Annotated in this window: 19 protein-coding genes and 1 riboswitch; of the genes, 6 read left to right on the top strand and 13 right to left on the bottom strand. The window is 66.5% G+C overall.

The window, feature by feature from the left end; genetic code table 11:
• Positions 1-25: 25 nt before the first annotated feature.
• The 3 genes from EO170_RS00435 (at position 26) to EO170_RS00425 (ending at position 1,167) form a co-directional block, all read left to right on the top strand.
• Entirely contained in the window at positions 26-283 is a 258-nt protein-coding gene (locus tag EO170_RS00435) for a hypothetical protein (protein ID WP_126941726.1), read from the top strand.
• Entirely contained in the window at positions 280-696 is a 417-nt protein-coding gene (locus EO170_RS00430) for a DUF2809 domain-containing protein (protein WP_104583985.1), read from the top strand. Before EO170_RS00435 ends, EO170_RS00430 begins: the two co-directional genes overlap by 4 nt.
• Before the next feature lie 144 nt (positions 697-840).
• Positions 841-1,167, top strand: coding sequence for a hypothetical protein (locus tag EO170_RS00425; RefSeq protein WP_180708166.1), 327 nt, complete (start codon positions 841-843; stop codon positions 1,165-1,167).
• A gap of 517 nt (positions 1,168-1,684) precedes the next feature.
• Here EO170_RS00425 and EO170_RS00420 read toward each other — a convergent pair.
• Positions 1,685-2,500, bottom strand: coding sequence for a cellulase (locus EO170_RS00420; protein ID WP_126941724.1), 816 nt, complete (start codon positions 2,498-2,500; stop codon positions 1,685-1,687).
• A 469-nt stretch (positions 2,501-2,969) separates the two neighbouring features.
• Between EO170_RS00420 and EO170_RS00415 the strand changes: the two genes are divergently transcribed.
• On the top strand, positions 2,970-3,914 hold the full coding sequence (locus EO170_RS00415; protein ID WP_126941722.1) for a DegV family protein: 945 nt from the start codon (positions 2,970-2,972) through the stop codon (positions 3,912-3,914).
• Positions 3,915-4,624: 710 nt separating this feature from the next.
• On the opposite strand, the gene EO170_RS00405 is transcribed toward EO170_RS00415, so the two are convergent.
• From EO170_RS00405 to EO170_RS00375, 6 genes are all read right to left on the bottom strand, one after another.
• Positions 4,625-6,205, bottom strand: coding sequence for a CocE/NonD family hydrolase (locus EO170_RS00405; RefSeq protein WP_126941720.1), 1,581 nt, complete (start codon positions 6,203-6,205; stop codon positions 4,625-4,627).
• A 322-nt stretch (positions 6,206-6,527) separates the two neighbouring features.
• A complete protein-coding gene (thiL, locus tag EO170_RS00395) occupies positions 6,528-7,502 on the bottom strand; it encodes a thiamine-phosphate kinase (protein ID WP_126941718.1) in 975 nt (324 codons plus the stop codon).
• A gap of 110 nt (positions 7,503-7,612) precedes the next feature.
• Positions 7,613-8,092 carry a transcription antitermination factor NusB gene (nusB, locus tag EO170_RS00390; RefSeq protein ID WP_104585534.1) on the bottom strand — a complete coding sequence of 160 codons (480 nt, stop codon included), beginning with the start codon at positions 8,090-8,092 and terminating at the stop codon, positions 7,613-7,615.
• Positions 8,089-8,553, bottom strand: coding sequence for a 6,7-dimethyl-8-ribityllumazine synthase (gene ribH, locus EO170_RS00385; RefSeq protein ID WP_126941716.1), 465 nt, complete (start codon positions 8,551-8,553; stop codon positions 8,089-8,091). Before ribH ends, nusB begins: the two co-directional genes overlap by 4 nt.
• Positions 8,554-8,806: 253 nt before the next feature.
• The gene (gene ribB, locus EO170_RS00380) at positions 8,807-9,946 is read right to left on the bottom strand and encodes a 3,4-dihydroxy-2-butanone-4-phosphate synthase (protein ID WP_104585536.1); all 1,140 of its coding nucleotides are present in this window, start codon (positions 9,944-9,946) and stop codon (positions 8,807-8,809) included.
• Positions 9,943-10,545 (bottom strand): riboflavin synthase, encoded by a 603-nt coding sequence (locus tag EO170_RS00375; RefSeq protein WP_126941750.1) that lies wholly within the window; start codon positions 10,543-10,545, stop codon positions 9,943-9,945. Before EO170_RS00375 ends, ribB begins: the two co-directional genes overlap by 4 nt.
• A 162-nt stretch (positions 10,546-10,707) precedes the next feature.
• Positions 10,708-10,884, bottom strand: a riboswitch (FMN riboswitch).
• 218 nt (positions 10,885-11,102) lie between these two features.
• Between EO170_RS00375 and EO170_RS00370 the strand changes: the two genes are divergently transcribed.
• The gene (locus EO170_RS00370) at positions 11,103-11,726 is read left to right on the top strand and encodes a hypothetical protein (RefSeq protein WP_119131829.1); all 624 of its coding nucleotides are present in this window, start codon (positions 11,103-11,105) and stop codon (positions 11,724-11,726) included.
• A gap of 96 nt (positions 11,727-11,822) precedes the next feature.
• Here the strand turns inward: EO170_RS00370 and ribD are convergent, their stop codons facing one another.
• From ribD to EO170_RS00345, 5 genes are all read right to left on the bottom strand, one after another.
• On the bottom strand, positions 11,823-12,917 hold the full coding sequence (gene ribD / locus EO170_RS00365; protein WP_126941714.1) for a bifunctional diaminohydroxyphosphoribosylaminopyrimidine deaminase/5-amino-6-(5-phosphoribosylamino)uracil reductase RibD: 1,095 nt from the start codon (positions 12,915-12,917) through the stop codon (positions 11,823-11,825).
• Entirely contained in the window at positions 12,908-13,393 is a 486-nt protein-coding gene (locus EO170_RS00360; protein ID WP_164739254.1) for a GNAT family N-acetyltransferase, read from the bottom strand. The genes ribD and EO170_RS00360 overlap by 10 nt, the downstream gene beginning before the upstream one ends.
• A complete protein-coding gene (gene nrdR, locus EO170_RS00355) occupies positions 13,390-13,914 on the bottom strand; it encodes a transcriptional regulator NrdR (protein ID WP_006453216.1) in 525 nt (174 codons plus the stop codon). The genes EO170_RS00360 and nrdR overlap by 4 nt, the downstream gene beginning before the upstream one ends.
• Positions 13,915-14,016: 102 nt before the next feature.
• Positions 14,017-15,270: a serine hydroxymethyltransferase gene (gene glyA, locus EO170_RS00350; RefSeq protein WP_104649428.1), complete on the bottom strand. Its 1,254-nt coding sequence runs from the start codon at positions 15,268-15,270 to the stop codon at positions 14,017-14,019.
• Positions 15,271-15,469: 199 nt separating this feature from the next.
• The gene (locus EO170_RS00345; protein ID WP_104585544.1) at positions 15,470-15,994 is read right to left on the bottom strand and encodes an RcnB family protein; all 525 of its coding nucleotides are present in this window, start codon (positions 15,992-15,994) and stop codon (positions 15,470-15,472) included.
• A 226-nt stretch (positions 15,995-16,220) separates the two neighbouring features.
• Between EO170_RS00345 and ettA the strand changes: the two genes are divergently transcribed.
• Complete coding sequence (ettA, locus tag EO170_RS00340; protein WP_016904669.1) at positions 16,221-17,882, top strand: energy-dependent translational throttle protein EttA; 1,662 nt, start codon at positions 16,221-16,223, stop codon at positions 17,880-17,882.
• 53 nt (positions 17,883-17,935) lie between these two features.
• Here the strand turns inward: ettA and def are convergent, their stop codons facing one another.
• Positions 17,936-18,451, bottom strand: a complete 516-nt coding sequence (gene def, locus EO170_RS00335) for a peptide deformylase (RefSeq protein WP_104585546.1) — start codon at positions 18,449-18,451, stop codon at positions 17,936-17,938.
• Positions 18,452-18,539 lie beyond the last annotated feature (88 nt).

The raw sequence follows: 18,539 nt of genomic DNA, 5'->3' as shown, positions 1-18,539 counted from the left end.
GGCATCGTCCGCATAAGGATTGCCCATGCGTGTGTGCTGCATCCTGATGTCATCGCTGACGCTGCTGCCATTCGCTGCCCTCGCCCAGCAGGGCCGGGTCGACCGGCAGGACCCGTCGGTTCCCGCCTCGCCCAGCCGCAGCACCGTGCAGGACGTGGGCGCCAGCCTCGCGGTGACCTCCGATGCGGACCGGGAGCAACACCGCAATCCGCCCGGCGACCGCGTGGCGCAGGTCACGGCGGTCGATCATGTCGGCCCCGGCAATGCGCTGTTCGCACAATGACACGCATGGCACCGGGCGTGCGCTGGGTCTACCTGCTGATCGCACTCGCCGTGTTTGTCATCGAAGTGGCGATCGGCGCGGGCACACTTGGCGGGCCCTGGGTGCGCGGCAGCCTGGGCGATGTGCTGGCGGTGATCCTGGTGTATTGCGGGTTGCGCGGCGTGCTTGCGTTATCGCCCCGCTGGGCGAGCGTGCTGGCGGTCGCGATCGGGTGCCTGATCGAAGGGCTGCAGGCGATGCACCTGGCCGACCGGCTCGGGCTGCGCCCGGGCAGCGCGGCCTACATCGCGCTCGGCAACACCGCCACCGTGCACGATCTGCTGATGTATCTGGTCGGCGGCGGCGTGGCCTACATCGGCGATGTGGCGTCATGCCGTGTCGCCGCGTCTTCCCGGCGGCAAATGCCGCATTGATGCACTCCTTCGGGCCTAGCGCATGTTTGTCTTCTCCTCATCGGCACTGATCGACAGCACCGGCGTCCTGTCTGTACAGCGGCAGCAACGGCGTCGCTGCGCCGCCGCTGCGTCACAGTGAGCTCGCTGTTTCAAGGCGGCGGCTTGCGCTCGATCGACCGCGTCGTGTTGCGCCAGGCGCCGGCCAATCTGCAACGCGGCCTGGAAGCGGTCGGCGGGCGGCTGATCCTGACCGCCGATGCGCTGCATTTCCAGCCGCACCCCTACAACATACAGACCCGGTCGCTGACCGTGCACCTGACCCAGATCGCAACAATGCAACCACGCTGGACGCGCCTGTTCGGCCTGCTGCCGGTGGCACCCACATCGCTGGCACTGCAGTTGCATGAGGGTGGCGAGCACCGTTTCGTGCTCGGCAAACGCGAGCAGTGGATGGCGGCCATCGCCTCGGCGCGCGACGCCCTGCGCTGACGCTGCGCCGACAACGGCAGTGCGCTGAACCACAGGAGTGCAGTGCCCGGCTGCCGCATCGCAATGCCCCGGCGTGTTCCCGCGTGCATCCGCATCGCAGACGAAGGTGACCGGCACAGCGTTGCAGCGACACATGTTGTACGCGGTAGATATCAGACGGCGTGGCATTGGCCAGCCGCAGATACAGCGCAGTGCTGTGGCGGCCATTGAGCGCCCGGCGCAGACGCATTGCCGGCACCCCGGCGCATCGCGTCCAGCTGCGGATTGCCCTTGCCGATCGTTGCAGAAAAACAGAGCGCAGGCGAAATCATGCGGCCCGGTCACCATTGCCTCACCCGGAGCGCGACGCATGCACTGCATGCGCCGCGCACCTTGCCAGCTGGTTGGTTCCCACGCGGCCGGCTCTCTTCGATGAATGCCAGGCCGGCGTACGCGATACGGGAACCGGCGCGTGGTGTGCTGCACGCCGTGATCAAACCAGCTGCACCCTCAGCCATGCGGCCGACGGGCGCCGTGCTTACTGTGCATCCAGCGTCGCGCTGACCTTGGCCCAGCCGTTGCCGCGCACCACTTCGAAACCGGCTTCGACTGCGTGCAGGTACATGCTGTTGTTGTAGCGCCCATCCTTGGACCGGTTGGTCTGCAACCAGTTGAGGAAGGGCTTGGCGTCCACGTTGAGACTGCCGCTGGTCTTGAGCGTGGCCTGCCCGGCGGTGCCGGTCGGGATGAAGGTGTAGACATAATAGCCGGCACCGGAGTTGAAGCCCTCCCACAGGTCGAACGTGCGCCCGCCTGCGGTGATCACATTGCTGGCAGTCAGGGTGCCGATCGGCCAGGAGTTGTGGTCGCCCCAGATCATCACTTCCAGCTGCGGGTTGCCCTTGGCGGTATCCCAGCGGAAGAAGATGTCGTAGGCAAAGTCGCCCGCGAGATTGGTGCCACCCGCGCTGTAGGTGAACTTGAGCGGGATCTTGCTCAATGAGGAAATCTGCCGCGGAAACAACGTGTCGGTGGTCGGGTTCCAGTCGTAGTGCCAACCACGCACGATCGCCGGGTAGCCGTAGAGGTTGTAGTCGGCGAAGTTGAAGGTGACGGTCAGCTCCGGCGTACTGCCGGTGCCGAACGTGCCCTGGATGATGTTGTTGGGATCATTGAAATTGTTGACCCACGCGTAGTGGTTGCCAAAGATCTTGTAGGGACCGGCCAGCGCCGCTGGCGCCAGGGCCACCAGACCTACGGCGAGCGCAGCCTTCCACCAGCGCGATGCGCGCCGCCGTGTGGTCGGCGCCTGTGTGACGGTCTGCGTAGGGATGCTGGATTGGCTGTTTTGCATGTCGACTCTCTCCGTGTAGGTTCAGCGCGGCGATGCCGGTGCGGCAGCGTCGAGAAGCCGCCTTGCAGCGGTCGCGTTGGACCCTAGCAGCGGGGTTGTGACGGGAGCTATAGCAATTGCGGCAGGCCTCGCTCGTCATCTGCGATAGCGGGCGCTAGCTGACAGCCGAAGCGTGCGCCGATCCGCAGTTCGCAGTGCAAATGGCAGCGTCACCGCATGTATCGGTCATCTGCATGACGGCGCAGTGCAGGCGAATGGTGCAGAGCCACATGAGGCGTGGTCCGTCTTCTGGCCGCCCCGCGGCTGCTTGCTCCAGGTCTGTCGTACGCGCCGAGCTTGCCTGTCGGCAGTCAGGCTTCCACCACGCGGCCCTTGGCGTACAAGCACCGAGCTGTCAGCCCTACTCGCCTCTCCTGTTTTGCGATAGCGTTCGCAAGCACAGATAACGCAACAGCCGGAGGGGGCGACGATGCGCATCGGAATCGTGGTGGACAGTGCCTGCGATTTGCCGCAAGACTTTATTCAACGCAACAGCGTCATCGTGTTGCCGATCAGCGTACGCATCGGCGAAGCGGTACTGGCCGACCACCGCGATGAGGAAGCGACGCTGAGCTTTCTGCAGGCGCATGTGGCCGAGCGCGGACACGAGGCGGAAACCACGCCATTTTCGGTCAATCAGATTCGCGACCTGTTCCTGCAACGGCTGGTCATCGACTACGACCAGGTGTTCTGCCTGACCATCTCCAAGCTGCGCAGCCAGATCTTCGACAACGCGATGCAGGCAAGCTTCGCGATCCTCAACGATTACAAGCCGATCCGGCAGGCCGCCGGCCACACCTCGCCATTCGCGCTGCGCGTGATCGATACCCTCAACCTGTTCGCCGGCCAGGGCATCACGGCAGTGGAAGCGGTGCGCCTGCGCGAACAGGGTCAGGGCGTGGCGGCAATCCGCAGCCGGCTCGAACAACTGGCCGAGCATACCTATGGCTACATGATTCCGCGCGATCTCTACTACCTGCGCGCGCGTGCGCGCAGCAAGGGCGATCGCAGCGTGGGCCTGATCGGTGCCGCGCTCGGCAGCGCGCTGGATATCAAGCCGGTGCTGCGCGCCTACCGCGGCATCACCGAGCCGGTGGCCAAGCTGAAGGGCTTCGAGCCGTCGGCAGAGAAGCTGTTCGGCTTTGCCGTGCGCAGGATCCGCGCGGGCTTGATGACGCCGACCGTGTGCGTGGGCTACGGCGGCGAACTGGCCGAGTTGCACGCGCTTCCCGGTTACGCCGCCTTGCAGAACGCCTGCCAGACACACAACGTGGACCTATTCGAAAGCGTGATGAGCCTGACCGGCATGGTCAACGTCGGCAAGGGCGCACTGGCAGTGGCATTTGCGGCCGAAGCGCATACATTCTCGGCTTGACCGCATGCATTCTTGGCCATGAAAAACATGGTCGAGGGTGGCGTCCTCACTGCTCGCGGGATACGCCGTGGACCGACACAAACGCAACCGACAGCCTGAGTCGCGGCATCACTTGTTAGATGCAATCAAAAGACCTGGTGCGTCGAGTGCGCGGTGCCCTCACCGCTTGCGGGACACGCCGTAAACCCGTCCATGGGGGCTCGGTGGCGGCATCCATACCGCCACACGGTCCCGCAACCGGCAAGGACACCGCACCAGACAGTGGGTCGGCGCTCATCTGAAAGCTGCCTGTAATGCGGCGGTGTGCAGATGCTTCACGATCGAACAAGGCGCATCCGGCACTGCTCTTAACTTTGCGTACCGACCATCCCGCCTGGTCCTTGCCCGCTCACCGTCGCGGGACCTTACGCGGCATGGATGCCGCGTAAGAGCCTACATGGACGTACTTGCGGCGTGTCCTGCGATGGTGGGCGGGCAAGGGCCCTGCAGCCAAGCGCCAGATCGACTGCTCTACCGCTGATCCCTGCAGCCAGGCAACCGCCCTGACGCTCTGCAACACTGCCGGCGCCGGAAAGGACACCCCGCCGATCAGCTCGGTCATGTCCGGGTGGGTTGCCGTTACGCATTCAATAAAGGGCGATTGATCCACGCGTGCACCTGATCGGGTGTACGCGGCCGACAACTCACCGCGCCATTAGCTCGGCGCAGCGTTACCGCAGCGGCACATTCAATACCGAAGGCGTTACCACCGGCGAGGTAAACGTCACTGTGCCGCCACCATCGCTGGCATCGGTATAACGCGCGTCGTGCGTGTCGATCACCAGCACCAGGCGCTGCCCTGCCGGAATCTCCGCAGCAGCCGCTTGCAGCGGCCAATCCAGCGTCACTGCGCGGCCCGGCGTGGCCCCGCGTAGCGAATACGGCGCATGCGTGACCAATTGCGCCACGCCCACTGCATCCATGCGGTACAGATACGCGAACAGGCTCACCTTCGACTGACTGGGCACCACGGTCACGCGCAGCGACGGACTGCCGGCCAGCCGGCGTACCGTGCTTGACGGCGCACCCACCCACACTGCCGCGCCGATGCGATTGACCAACGGAATCGACGTGGTGACCGGCACGCCGATGCCTTGCAACAGACCGCTGACCAGCACCACGCCCGAGTCGGCCAACGTCGGCACATCGGTGGCGATGCGCGATTGCCATCCGCTGGCGGTACCGCCGATCAAGCCGCCGGTGGGGCTGAGCAACCCGGCCGGTGCGGATAGCCCCAGGCGCGTGGTGCCCTGCTGCACCGATGCCCAATCCGGGTACTCCAGCCATTGTCCTGCGCGCGGCGACAGCCGCACCGGCGCTTCCGCATCCACCCCGTTACGCACCTGCTTGAGATGACGATCGAACCAGCGCGTGGTCGCCGTGTAGACCTCGTTGGGCAGGCCCAGCGCGCCCGGCAGTTCCGCGGTGGCGTGATCGCCCTGGCTGAGCAGCAATTGCTTGGGCCCGCGCAGCTGGTTGAAGAACGCGATGGTCTGATTCGGCGGAAACAGGCCATCGTTGAAGGCATTGCCCAGCAGCACCGCGGTACCCCGCGCATTGAGCGCAGCCACCTCGCTTGCCGGGCTGCGCGACGCGGCCTGCGGCAGGAAGCCCTGCACTGCGCCGTCGTAATCGCCAACGGCAACCCGTGTGCTGATCTGCGCCAGATCCGGACCGGGCCGTCCGGTCAGCGCGCCGGCACCGACCAGGAGTCCAACGCCTTGCTGGCTGACGGTGCGATTGGAATACAGCGACGCTTCCAGATCCGCCCAGCCGCTGAGCGCGGCCACGGCCTTGATGCGCGGATCGCGCCCGGCCGCCAACAGGCTGATGCCCGCTCCGTACGAGATGCCCGATGCACCGATCGCATTCGGGTTGGCCGGTGTATGCGCCAGCGCCCAGTCGATCACCGCGCTGACGTCTTCCACCGTGTCGGCGCCGGCGATGTCGATCTGCCCGGCCGAATCCCAGAACCCGCGCGAGGTATAGCTGACGACCACGTAGCCGTCGCTGGCCAGTTGGGTGGCGCGGCCGAGGTATTCCAGGTTCGGCAACGACCAGCTGGCCGGCATCACGACCAGCGGAAACGGCCCGCTGCCCTGCCCCTGCGGCACCAGGACCAGCGCGCCCATCGGCGCGCCATCCCAGCCGGGAATGCGTTCATAGGTCTTGCTGAAGGCGCCCGCCATTGCCGACGCCGATGCCACCAGCAACGCCAGTGCGGCGATGCCTCCGATCCAAGGCTTGTTCATGGTTTTCTCCCACGCAAGGCCGGGCCGGGATAGCCCAGCGGCAGCTGCCATGCATCCGTGGTTCGGGGGAGAACGTCGCGAACGTACCAGACGGTACGGTATGGCTCAAGGGCCGGGAATCGGGAATCGGGAATCGGGAATCGGGAATCGGGAATCGGGAATCGGGAATCGGGAATCGGGAATCGGGAGGCGGAGCGTAGGCGCCGCAATCGGGTGACACGTGCTGAAGTGCAAGCCGGCCGGCGCCATCGTATGCCGATCCCGACCCGCAGACGTTGGCTGCAATGCAGCAGGCCCGCGCAACGCCTCCCGCGCGAACCGCTCAGCCCACGAAGTGCTGATACCCGCGCTGCGGCGGCTGCCATGGCTTGCCGTCGGCGTCGTGGACCACCACGCCCGGCGTGGCGACGATCCGGCCGATGCGTGTCACCGCGACTGCGGCGAAGTCCATCGCCTGCAGCACCGCCTCGCGGTGTTGCACGGCGGCGGTGAAGCACAGCTCGTAGTCGTCGCCGCCGCCGAGTTGCCAGCCGATGCACTGCAGCGCGCTGATCCCGGCGCTGCGCGGCATCGCCGGCAACGCCGTCAGCGCCAGCTGCGCGCCCACGCCGCTGCGTTCGCACAGATGCCCCAGATCGGCCAGCAACCCATCGGAGACATCCACACAGGCATGCGCAAGCCCACGCAGGCGCAGCCCGGCCTGCACGCGCGGCTGCGGGCGCAGCAGGCGGCCGCGCCACTGCTCGTGCACCGGATCGGCCGCCGCGCAGGTCACGTCCAGCTGGCCAGCCTGCCACAGCGACAAGGCCGCGGCCGCCTCGCCCGGCGCACCGGTCACCCACACATCGTCGCCCACACGCGCCCCATCGCGACGCAACGCCGCACCCGGCGGCAGGCTGCCGATCGCGGTCACCGCACACGACAACGGCCCGCGTGTGGTGTCGCCACCGACCAGCGCAATATCGTGCGCGTCGGCCAGTGCAAGGAAGCCATCGGCGAACGCATCGACCCAGTCGGCATCGTCGTGCGGCAACGACAGCGACAAGGTGCACCAGCGCGGCTGCGCACCCATCGCGGCCAGATCGGACAGATTGACCGCCAGCGTCTTCCAGCCCAGATCCTCGGCGCGCGTCTCGTGCGGAAAATGCACGCCCGCATTGAGCGTATCGGCGGTGATCGCCAGCTGCTCGCCCGGCGGCGGCTGCAGCAGCGCCGCATCGTCGCCAATGCCCAACGGCACATCCGCACGCGCCGCAATGCGTGCGCACAAGCGGGCAATTAGATCGAATTCGGGCATTTGACGGGCCGGGATTGGGGATTTGGCATTAGGGATTCGTCACGGCGCACATTGGCAGGGACCAGCGCCACGGCCAATCCCCAATCCCAAATGCCCAATCCCGCGGCGCCTCAGGCGCCGCCGGTGCCCGACTCCACCTTGCGCCACTCCACCGAGGCGCGATCCAGCACGCCGTTGACGTAGGTGTGGCCGTGCTCGGAGCCGAAGCGCTTGGCGGTTTCGATCGCTTCGTTGATGACCACGCGGTACGGCACGTCCTGGCGATACAGCAGTTCATAGGCCGCCAGGCGCAGCACCGCACGTTCGATCGCGTCGACCTCTTCCACGCCGCGATCCAGATACGGGGTCAGCGCGGTATCCAGCTCGGCGCGGTTGGTCAGCACGCCTTCGACCAGGTTTTCGAAATAGGCCAGATCGGCCACTTCGTGCGCCTGCTCGTGCGCAAACTGGGAGATCACCTGCTTGGCGAACCCGCCGGAAATCTGCCAGGCATACACCGCCTGCAAGGCGCGCCGGCGCGCGCGCGAACGCAGCACCGGGTCGATGCCGTCGCGACGGACGTGGCGGGCATGTCCACCGGACTTGCTCATGGCAACAACTCCATCAAATTGACCAGTTCCAATGCCGCAAGCGCGCATTCCTCGCCCTTGTTGCCATGGCTGCCGCCGGCACGCGCCTCGGCATCTTCCACGTGCTCGACCGCCAGCACGCCGTTGAGCACCGGCACGCCGGTCTGCAACTGCACGCTCATCAGGCCTTCGGCACACAGGTCGGCCACGTGTTCGTAGTGGCGGGTGTCGCCGCGGATCACGCAGCCCAGCGCGATGATCGCCGCATGCTGGCCGGATTGTCCCAGGCGGTTGGCCGCGATCGGAATTTCCCAGGCGCCCGGCACGCGGACCACGTCGATGGCGTCCTCGCCGATGCCGTTGCCGGCCAGGCTCTGGCGCGCACCGGTGACCAGCGCGTCGGTGATGCGGGCATTCCAGCGGCTGGCGATGATCGCAAAGCGCGCGGTGGTGGGGCGGAGATCGCCTTCGTAGTGGGTCATGCGGGTCGGCAACTCGAGGGGGCGGCAAGTTTAACAGCTGCCGGGGCCTGGCCCGGCCGATGGGTGCCGGCCGGGGCGCCGAAGCAGGCCCGGCCATGTCTGCAGCAGGCGGCGCGCGGGCGCAGCACCGGCTGGCGCAACCGCAGGCCGGCGTGGTCGTTGCGCACCCACCGCAGGAACCACTCCACCGACACGGTTCCAGCGGCGCGTGTGGCAACGACCGCAGCGCCGACTCCAGGCCGCCGGCCCTGCGTCAGGGCAGCGCGGCGACCGGCACCGCACGCACGCCTTCGCCGGGATGGCATTCCAGGTACTCCACCACCTCCAGCCCGAACCCGGCCAGGCCCACCTGACGGCGCGGCGTGCCCAGCACGCGCAGCTTGCCCAGGCCCAGCTCGGCCAGGATCTGCGCGCCTGCGCCATTACGCCGCCACTGGCTGACGTCCTTGGCGTTGGTGGCCGCTTCCGGTTGCTGGCGCAGCCGCGCCAGCAGGGATTCGCTGTCGCGCGGCGCCGACAGCACCACCATCACGCCCTGCCCTTCGGCGGCGATCGCACGCAGCGCATCGGTGGCCGCCACGCCGAAGTCATCGCGCTGCCAGTGCAGCAGATCGGCCAGCGGGTTTTCCACCTGCACGCGCACCAGCGTCGGGGTGGCCGGATCGGGCGTGCCGCGCACCAGCGCAAAATGCAGGTCGTGCGCGATGCGGTCGCGGTAGGTCACCAGCGTGAACGGGCCGAATTCGGTGCTGATCTCGCGCGCGTCCACACGCTCGACGGTGTGCTCGTTGGCCAGGCGATAGGCGATCAGGTCGGCGATCGAACCCATCTTCAGCCCGTGCTCGCGCGCGAACACTTCCAGCTGCGGGCGCCGCGCCATGCTGCCGTCCGGGTTGAGCACTTCCACCAGCACGCCGGCCGGTTCCAGCCCGGCCAGCATCGGCAGGTCGCTGGCCGCTTCGGTGTGGCCGGCGCGGGTCAGCACGCCACCGGGCTGGGAGATCAGCGGGAAGATATGCCCCGGCTGGCTCAGGTCCTGCGGCCTGGCATCCGGCCGCACCGCGGTGCGTACCGTGTGCGCACGGTCGTAGGCGGAGATGCCGGTGGTCACGCCCTCGGCCGCCTCGATGCTGACGGTGAAGTTGGTCTGGAACTGCGCGGTGTTGTTGCGCACCATCGGCGCCAGGCCCAGCTGCGCGCAGCGCTCGCGGGTCAGCGACAGGCACACCAGCCCGCGCGCGTGGGTCACCATGAAGTTGATGTCCGACGGCTTGACCAGCTCGGCGGCCATGATCAGGTCGCCTTCGTTCTCGCGGTCTTCGTCATCGACGATCACCACCATGCGGCCTGCGCGCAGTTCCTCGATCAGTTCCGGAACGGGTGCGAAATTCATGCCGCACCCCGCGTGCCGAGCAGGCGTTCGACGTAGCGCGCCACCAGATCGATCTCCAGATTCACTGCCGCGCCAACCGCCGTCCGCGCAAACGCGGTGTTGGCCACCGTGTGCGGAATCAACGCCACCTCGAAGCCGTCCTCGTCGACCTCGTTGACGGTCAGGCTGACTCCGTCCACGCAGATCGAGCCCTTCTTGGCGACATAGCGCAATACCGACGACGGGGCGGCAAACCGCCAGCGCTGCGCCCGTGCATCGTCATGCACCGACTGCACCTGGCCCAGGCCATCGACATGGCCGCTGACCAGATGCCCGCCGAGGCGGTCGGTCGGGCGCATCGCACGCTCCAGATTCAGCAGCGCGCCTTCCGGCAAGCTGCCCAACGTGGTCAGCGACAGGGTTTCGGTAGAGGCGTCGGCCTGGAAGCTGCCGGCATCGAACGCAATCACGGTCAGGCACACGCCGTTGACCGCGATGCTCTCGCCCAGTTGCACCGCGTCGAATGGCAGGTTGCCGGTGGCGAAGGTGAAACGCACATCGCCGCCGTGCGGCTGGCGCGCTGCCAGATGGCCGACGCCTTCAATGATTCCGGTAAACATCAGCATGCCCCCGTCGTTGACGACAACGGAGCGCACGCAGTGCGGTGGAAGATCGCGACGCAGCGCGACGGGTGAGGCAGGGACATAGTCGTTTCTCGCAGGAGTTGAGCGAAAAACGCCACAAGGCAAACAGGCGCGCGCACAGCCGCAAGGCTGCGCGTTGGCCGTCTTCTTTCATCCGGACTATACCGTCGGCCCCGGCATCGCACCGGATCTGCTGACCTTGCGCAGCGGGTTTCGCGTGGATCCGCTCAACTCCGATGTGCAAGCGCTCGCGGGCTCGCATGCTTGCGCATGCCTACCGCCGGTGGGGAATCGCACCCCGCCCTGAAGACGTTCGTGAGTACCGGCGAACCGGTGCGCAAAGTCTAACAGGGCCGATCGGCGCGATGGCTGAGCGTCAGCGACGGCTGGCAGGACACTGCGTCATGTGGGGAAATCCCCCATAGCCAGGATTGTGAAGGATCTGTTAATTTACCCGCCGCGACGGGAGACGTCGCTTTTTCCCTCCCGCAACGGGACGGAGACACGGACATCAATTCGGAGAGAGACATCCAATGCGTAACACCCTGATCCTGGCTGCCGTGCTGGCCGCCGCACCGTTTGCCGCATCGGCCGAAGGCCTGAGCTATTCCTACGTCGAAGGCGGCTGGAACCGGACCGAAATCAACGTCAACGACGCGTCCGACGATATCGACGGTGGCTACATCCGCGGTTCCTGGCAGATTGCCCAGCCGGCCTACCTGCTGGCCAGCTACGAACGTGCCACCAAGGATTACAACCTCGGCAGCGGCTTCGTGATCGACGGCACCCTGCAGCAGGCCACGCTGGGGATCGGCTACCGCCAGGAAATGACCGAGCGCGTCGAGTTCACCGCCGACATCAGCGTGCTGCGCACCAAGGTCGAATCCGACCTTCGCCTGCGCGGTCGCTCGATCGACAACGCGTCCGACTCGACCAACCTGGGCTTTGCCAACCTGGGCCTGCGCGGCAAGCCCTCGCCGCGCACCGAAGCCTGGATCAAGGCCGGCTACATCGACGGCAGCGACGTGGACGAAGGCGAGTTCGTCGGCACCCTGGGTGGCCAGGTCAACTTCACCCGCACCTGGGGCCTGGTTGCCGAAGCGCAGTTCGTCGACAACGCCAACCAGTACAAGGTGGGCGTGCGCGCAAGCTTCTGATCGGCGCGTCGCAGATGCACGAAGGCCCCGCATGCGGGGCCTTTTTCATGCGCGCAACCACACGCCCGCGCGGCATCGGGCAAGGCCGTGCAGCGCTTACCCGGCAACAACCGGCGCATAACGCAGACGCAGATCCTGCCCCAGCTGACGCACATCCAGCAGCTGCAACGCAGCGCGCTGTGCCATCGTCTCGATGCCTAGCCCGGCCAGCAGCGGCCTGGCGGTATCGCCCAGCAGTACCGGCGCCACGTAGACCAGCAATTCGTCGACCAGCCCGGCTTGCAGCAGCGCACCGCTCACTGTTGCGCCGGCTTCCACATGCACCTCGTTGATGCCGCGCTCGGCAAGCAGGGCCAACACGGCACCCAGCTCGAAACGGCCGGCATGCAACGGCATCGCAATGAACTGCGCATCGTCCAGCGACGGCGCGGCCACATCCTCGCCATGCAGATACAACGTGGGCGCATCGCCCTGGCGAATGGTGTTGCATGCCAACGTCCGCAACCCGGCGTCGAGCACCACGCGCAGCGGCGGCACGAACGGCGTGTCATCGCCCAGGCGCACCGTCATCGATGGGTCGTCGGCCAGCACCGTACCGGCGCCAGTGAGGATCGCGCCGGCACGCGCACGCCAGCGCTGCACATCCGCGCGCGCATCGGCGCCGGTGATCCACTTGGATTCACCGCTGGCCAGCGCAGTCCGTCCATCCAGGCTGGCGCCGAGCTTGACCCGCAGCCACGGCCGCCCGCGCTCCACCCGCGACAGGAAGCCCCGGTTGAGCGCGCGCGCCTGTGCCTGCAGGACCCCGCTGAGCACCTCGATCCCGGCCTCACGCAGCAACGCAAACCCGCCACCGTTGACCTGCGGAAACGGGTCGGCCATCGCCGCGACCACACGCGCCACTCCGGCATCGATCAAGGCCAGGGCACAGGGCGGCGTGCGTCCGTAGTGCGCGCACGGCTCCAGCGTGACGTAAGCGGTGGCGCCCCGCGCCAGCGCGCCGGCCGCGCGCAGCGCGAACACTTCCGCATGCGGGCCGCCGGCACGTTGATGAAAACCTTCGCCCACGCACACGCCATCGCGCACGATCACGCAGCCAACCATCGGATTGGGGCGCGTGGTGTAGGCACCGCGCTCGGCCAGACGCAATGCCTGGGCCATCCAGCGGTGATCGTCGGCTGTCACGCGCACTGCAGCACCGGCGCGATCTGCATCACCACGATCTGCATCGGCCCCAGCAGCAATTCTGCATGCGTATGCCAGCCCAGCCGCTGGTAGTACGGCGCCAGTGCTGGCTGGCAATACAGATACAAGGCCGGCACGCCCATGCGCGCGGCGGCCTGCACGCAGTGCGTCACCAGCGCCTCGCCGATGCCCTGCCCGCGCGCCTGCGGCTGCACGTACAGCGACGCCAGCCAGGGCGACCACTGGCGGATACGCGCATCGTCGTTTTCCAGCAGGCTGACCGACCCGAGCCACTGTGCCTGATCGAGCGCAACCCAGGTGGTCGGGATCACGCCGTCGCGGCTGTGGCTGCGCAACTCGCGCAAGGCCTCATCGAAATTCCAGTCCGGCAACAGGCTGCCGAAGGCCTGCAGATGCGCCTGCGCGAGGGCGGGCAACAGCTCCGGCGTGTCGGCCACGCAGGCGATGCGCATCGCGCTCACCGCTTGCCGGGCTTGCCGGCGCGTTCCAGCGCCGCTTCCAGCAGCGGCAGTTGCTCGATGCCGACCGGCAGCTCGCGCTCGAGCTTTTCGATTTCCTCGCGAAAATCGGCAACGTCCTGGAAGCTGCGGTACACCGAGGCAAAGCGTACATAGCCCACATGATCGAGCTTGCGCAGCTCGACCATCACGTACTCGCCCACCCGCAACGAGCCGACCTCGCGTTCGCCGGACATGCGCAACTGATGCACCACCGCGCGCACCGCCGCTTCGATCTGTTCTTCGGACACCGGGCGCTTTTGCAGCGCGCGGTCGAAACTGGTGCGCAGCTTGCGCGCGTCGAAGGCCTCGCGCCCGCCGTCGCTCTTGACCACGGTCGGCAGCTTGAGTTCGATCGTTTCCAGGGTGCTGAAACGCTCGCCGCACGCCTCGCACTCACGGCGCCGACGAATTGTCGTGCCGTCTTCGGACACGCGCGAATCGATCACGCGGGTGTCGTTGTGCTGGCAAAAGGGGCAGTGCATCAGGGCGCCGGGATTGGAGAGTGGGGATTAGGGATTGGCAACAGCAGGTGCAAAGACGCGCTTGCCGCGCATCCCCAATCCCGAATCACCAATCCCGGCATCTCAGCCATACACCGGATACTTCTTGCACTGCGCCGTCACCGCGTCGCGGACCTTGGCCAGCACTGCTTCGTCGCTGGGGGCGTCGAGCACGTCGGCGATCCAGTTGGCCAGGTCGATGCTGTCCTGCTCCTTGTAGCCGCGGGTGGTGATCGCCGGGGTGCCCAGGCGCAGGCCGGAGGTGACGAACGGCGAGCGCGGGTCGTTGGGCACCGAGTTCTTGTTGACGGTGATGTGGGCCTTGCCGAGCGCGGCTTCGGCGTCCTTGCCGGAAACGTCGCGGCCGATCATGTCCACCAGCATCAGGTGATTCTCGGTGCCGCCGGACACGATCTTGTAGCCGCGCGCGATCAGCGTGTTGGCCATCGCCTGCGCGTTCTTGACCACCTGCTGCTGGTAGGTCTTGAAGTCCGGCTCCAGTGCTTCCTTGAACGCCACCGCCTTGGCCGCGATCACGTGCATCAGCGGGCCGCCCTGGATGCCGGGGAACACGATCGACTGCAGCTTCTTCTGCAGCTCCTCACTCGCGCCCTTGGCCACGATGATGCCGCCACGCGGGCCGCGCAGGGTCTTGTGGGTGGTCGAGGTGACCACGTGCGCATGCTCCAGCGGGCTCGGATACACACCGGCGGCGACCAGGCCGGCCACGTGCGCCATGTCCACGAACAGATACGCACCGACGCTGTCGGCGATGGCGCGGAAGCGCGCCCAGTCGATCTTCTGCGAATATGCCGAGAAGCCGGCCACGACCATCTTCGGCGTGTGCTCGGTGGCCAGACGCTGGACCTCGTCGTAATCGATCAGGCCCTGCTCGTTGACACCGTACTGCACCGCGTTGAACAGCTTGCCGGAGACGTTGACCTTGGCGCCGTGGGTCAGGTGACCGCCGTGGGCCAGGCTCATGCCCAGGATGGTGTCGCCCGGCTGCAGCAACGCCAGATAGACCGCCTGGTTGGCCTGCGAGCCGCTGTGCGGCTGCACGTTTGCATAGTCGGCGCCGAACACCTGCTTGATGCGCTCGATCGCCAGCTGCTCGGCAATGTCGACGAATTCGCAACCGCCGTAGTAGCGCTTGCCCGGATAGCCTTCGGCGTACTTGTTGGTCAACTGGCTGCCCTGGGCTTCCATCACCAGCGGGCTGCAGTAGTTTTCGCTGGCGATCAGCTCGACGTGATCCTCCTGGCGGCCGGCTTCGGCAGCGATGGCCTGGGCCAGTTCGGGGTCGTAGGTTTCCAGTCGGACGTCGCGCGAGAACATGCAGAGCTCCGGGGCAGCTGTTGCCAGTAGGGGCGCCGATTGTAAGCCCCCGCGTGGACAGGTGACCAATTGCGGCGCCGGCGCGGGCCACGCGGGCCTTGGCGCGCCCGGCCCTTGAACGACGAGGGCGCACCGGAGTGCGCCCTCGTGTAAGGCCCTGCCCGCTCGCCGGGTCAGGCCGGCCAGGCCACTGCTGAACTTAGTTGTTGAGCACCAGGTCGGCAATCACACCGGTTGCAATGGCCACAAGCAGCAGATTGCCGGTGTTGTCGCGCTGCCAACGGTAGCCATACGGCGGGCGGCGCAGGTTGTAGCGGTCGTAGTCGTTGATCACGTAGACCGGGCCGTGGTAGCGCTGACCGCGGGCCCAGTACGGGCGCGGCGGCGGACCGGCGCGGTAGTAGTTGGGGCGATCGTAGACATAGACCCGATTGCGGTCGTAGCGACGGTCCTGATAGCGCGCGTCGCGATAGCCCTCGCGGTAGCCGTTGCTGTAGTAACGGCGGTCCTGGCGCCACTCGCGGCGGTCGGCGCGGCGGTCGTCACGCCATTCGCGGCGGTCATCCCGGCGGTCATTGCGCCAGTCGCCGCGATGATCGCGGTGGCCGTGGTCATGCCCACGGCGGTCGTCGCGGTCCCAATCCCCGGCAAATGCGGCCGGTGCGGCGAAGCCCAGCGCCAAGATGGAGGAAAGCACAACAGTCACGATGCGTTTGCGGTTCATGGGATTGCTCCTGTCTGCGATGTCGCAATTTCATTAAGGCGCCAACCGCCTTAACGCATTCTTGCTGGAATCGATTACGAAAACGCCCATTCAGGTGACAGGTAAGCTGCCGTTTAGCTGCCGCATTGCCGCCGCGAGCCAGGCCGCTTGCCCGTATAATCGGCGCAATCCCTTTTCCGCTGCCTCCGGCCCCGGCCGGTGGGCTGCCTGCGTCCACGGAGCACCCATGTCGCAATACATCTACACCATGAACCGCGTCAGCAAGGTGGTCCCGCCCAAGCGGCAGATCATCAAGGACATCTCGCTGAGCTTTTTCCCGGGCGCCAAGATCGGCCTGCTGGGCCTGAACGGCGCCGGCAAGTCCACGGTGCTGAAGATCATGGCCGGCGTGGATACCGATTTCGAGGGCGAAGCCCGTCCGCAGGCCGGCATCAAGGTCGGCTACCTGGCGCAGGAGCCGCAGCTCAACCCCGAGCACACCGTGCGCGAAGCGGTCGAGGAAGGCGTGGGCGACGTGCTGCAGGCACAGGCCGCGCTGGATGCGGTGTACCTGGCCTATGCCGAAGAAGGCGCCGATTTCGACGCGCTGGCCAAGGAACAGGAACGCCTGGAGGCGATCCTGGCCGCCGGTGACGCGCACACCCTGGAGAACCAGCTGGACGTGGCCGCCGATGCGCTGCGCCTGCCGCCGTGGGACGCCATCGTCGGCAAGCTGTCCGGTGGTGAAAAGCGCCGCGTGGCGCTGTGCCGCCTGCTGCTGCAGAAGCCGGACATGCTGCTGCTGGACGAACCGACCAACCACCTGGACGCCGAGTCGGTGGAGTGGCTGGAACAGTTCCTGGCGCGCTACACCGGCACCGTGGTGGCGGTCACGCATGATCGCTACTTCCTCGACAACGCCGCCGAGTGGATCCTGGAGCTGGACCGCGGCCGCGGCATTCCGTGGAAGGGCAACTACACCGACTGGCTGACCCAGAAGGACGAGCGCCTCAAGCAGGAAGACAACCAGGAAAAGTCACGCCAGAAGGCGATCCAGAAGGAACTGGAATGGTCGCGCCAGAATGCCAAGGGCGGGCGCACCAAGGGCAAGGCGCGTCTGGCCCGCCTGGAAGAGCTGCAGTCGGTGGATTACCAGCGCCGCAACGAAACCAATGAAATCTTCATCCCGCCGGGCGAGCGCCTGGGCAACTCGGTGATGGAGTTCAAGAACGTGTCCAAGAAGTTCGGCGACCGCCTGCTGATCGACAACCTGTCGATGATCGTGCCGCCTGGCGCCATCGTCGGCATCATCGGCCCCAACGGTGCCGGTAAGTCGACCCTGTTCAAGATGATCACCGGCCAGGAAAAACCCGATTCCGGCGAGATCGTGATGGGCCCGACCGTGCAGCTGTCGTACGTGGACCAGAGCCGCGATGCGCTGGAGGGCAACCACAACGTGTTCCAGGAAATCGCAGGCGGCCTGGACATCCTCAACATCAACGGCGTGGAGATCCAGTCGCGCGCCTACATCGGCCGCTTCAACTTCAAGGGCCAGGACCAGCAGAAGATGGTGGGCTCGCTCTCCGGTGGTGAGCGCGGTCGTCTGCACATGGCCAAGACGCTGCTGCAGGGCGGCAACGTGCTGCTGCTCGACGAACCGTCCAACGACCTGGACATCGAAACGCTGCGTGCGCTGGAAGATGCATTGCTGGAGTTCCCGGGCAATACCTTCGTGATCTCGCATGATCGCTGGTTCCTGGATCGCATCGCCACGCACATCCTGTCGTTCGAAGGCGAGTCGCACGTGGAGTTCTTCCAGGGCAACTACCGCGAGTACGAAGAAGACAAGCGCCGCCGCATGGGCGATGACGCCGGTCCCAAGCGTCTGCGCTTCAAGGCGCTCAAGTAAGCACGACAAGGGCGCCGCAAGGCGCCCTTGTCACATGCGATGCCGCGGTGCGATCACAGCTCGTAGGACAGCACGTCCTCGAAACCGAAGGTGGCGAAGTTCTCGATCCGCGAGGGGTACAGGCGGCCGACCAGATGGTCGTATTCGTGCTGCACCACGCGTGCGTGGAAGCCTTCGGCCTCGCGCTCGATCGGGCTGCCGTCCGGCGCGAAGCCGCGGTAGCGAATGACGCGATAGCGCGGAATGACGGCACGCAGGCCGGGAATGGACAGGCATCCCTCCCAGCCGTTTTCCATCTCCTCCGACAGCGGTTCGATCTGTGCATTGGCCAATGCGGTGCGCGGCACTGCCGGCGCCTCGGGATAGCGATCGCTGGCTTCGAAGCCGAACACCATCAACTGCAGATCCACGGCGATCTGCGGTGCGGCCAGGCCGACGCCGCGCGCATCGTCCATGGTCTCGAACATGTCGGCCACCAGCGTGCGCAGCTCGGCGCTGCCCAGGTTGGTCACCGGTGGCGCCACGCGCAGCAGGCGTTTGTCGCCCATGCGGATAATCTCGCGAATCATCTGGCTGCTCCGGGGAAACGTTGTGGCGATTCTAGGACCTGTGCGGTAGGGGCAGGTGAGGTTGGGGATTGGGGAATGGGGATTGGGG

The organism is Xanthomonas sp. BRIP62409, from assembly GCF_003992965.1.
In the GTDB taxonomy this organism is placed as follows: domain Bacteria; phylum Pseudomonadota; class Gammaproteobacteria; order Xanthomonadales; family Xanthomonadaceae; genus Xanthomonas; species Xanthomonas euroxanthea.
This window is presented reverse-complemented; position numbering and strand designations above follow the sequence as displayed.

Bases quoted from the DNA above. Each gene is read 5' to 3' on its own strand.
- EO170_RS00435 (WP_126941726.1), top strand. From the start codon at position 26: ATGCGTGTGTGCTGCATCCTGATGTCATCGCTGACGCTGCTGCCATTC.
- EO170_RS00430 (WP_104583985.1), top strand. From the start codon at position 280: ATGACACGCATGGCACCGGGCGTGCGCTGGGTCTACCTGCTGATCGCA.
- EO170_RS00420 (WP_126941724.1), bottom strand. From the start codon at position 2,500: ATGCAAAACAGCCAATCCAGCATCCCTACGCAGACCGTCACACAGGCG.
- EO170_RS00415 (WP_126941722.1), top strand. From the start codon at position 2,970: ATGCGCATCGGAATCGTGGTGGACAGTGCCTGCGATTTGCCGCAAGAC.
- EO170_RS00405 (WP_126941720.1), bottom strand. From the start codon at position 6,205: ATGAACAAGCCTTGGATCGGAGGCATCGCCGCACTGGCGTTGCTGGTG.
- thiL (WP_126941718.1), bottom strand. From the start codon at position 7,502: ATGCCCGAATTCGATCTAATTGCCCGCTTGTGCGCACGCATTGCGGCG.
- nusB (WP_104585534.1), bottom strand. From the start codon at position 8,092: ATGAGCAAGTCCGGTGGACATGCCCGCCACGTCCGTCGCGACGGCATC.
- ribH (WP_126941716.1), bottom strand. From the start codon at position 8,553: ATGACCCACTACGAAGGCGATCTCCGCCCCACCACCGCGCGCTTTGCG.
- ribB (WP_104585536.1), bottom strand. From the start codon at position 9,946: ATGAATTTCGCACCCGTTCCGGAACTGATCGAGGAACTGCGCGCAGGC.
- EO170_RS00375 (WP_126941750.1), bottom strand. From the start codon at position 10,545: ATGTTTACCGGAATCATTGAAGGCGTCGGCCATCTGGCAGCGCGCCAG.
- EO170_RS00370 (WP_119131829.1), top strand. From the start codon at position 11,103: ATGCGTAACACCCTGATCCTGGCTGCCGTGCTGGCCGCCGCACCGTTT.
- nrdR (WP_006453216.1), bottom strand. From the start codon at position 13,914: ATGCACTGCCCCTTTTGCCAGCACAACGACACCCGCGTGATCGATTCG.
- glyA (WP_104649428.1), bottom strand. From the start codon at position 15,270: ATGTTCTCGCGCGACGTCCGACTGGAAACCTACGACCCCGAACTGGCC.
- EO170_RS00345 (WP_104585544.1), bottom strand. From the start codon at position 15,994: ATGAACCGCAAACGCATCGTGACTGTTGTGCTTTCCTCCATCTTGGCG.
- ettA (WP_016904669.1), top strand. From the start codon at position 16,221: ATGTCGCAATACATCTACACCATGAACCGCGTCAGCAAGGTGGTCCCG.
- def (WP_104585546.1), bottom strand. From the start codon at position 18,451: ATGATTCGCGAGATTATCCGCATGGGCGACAAACGCCTGCTGCGCGTG.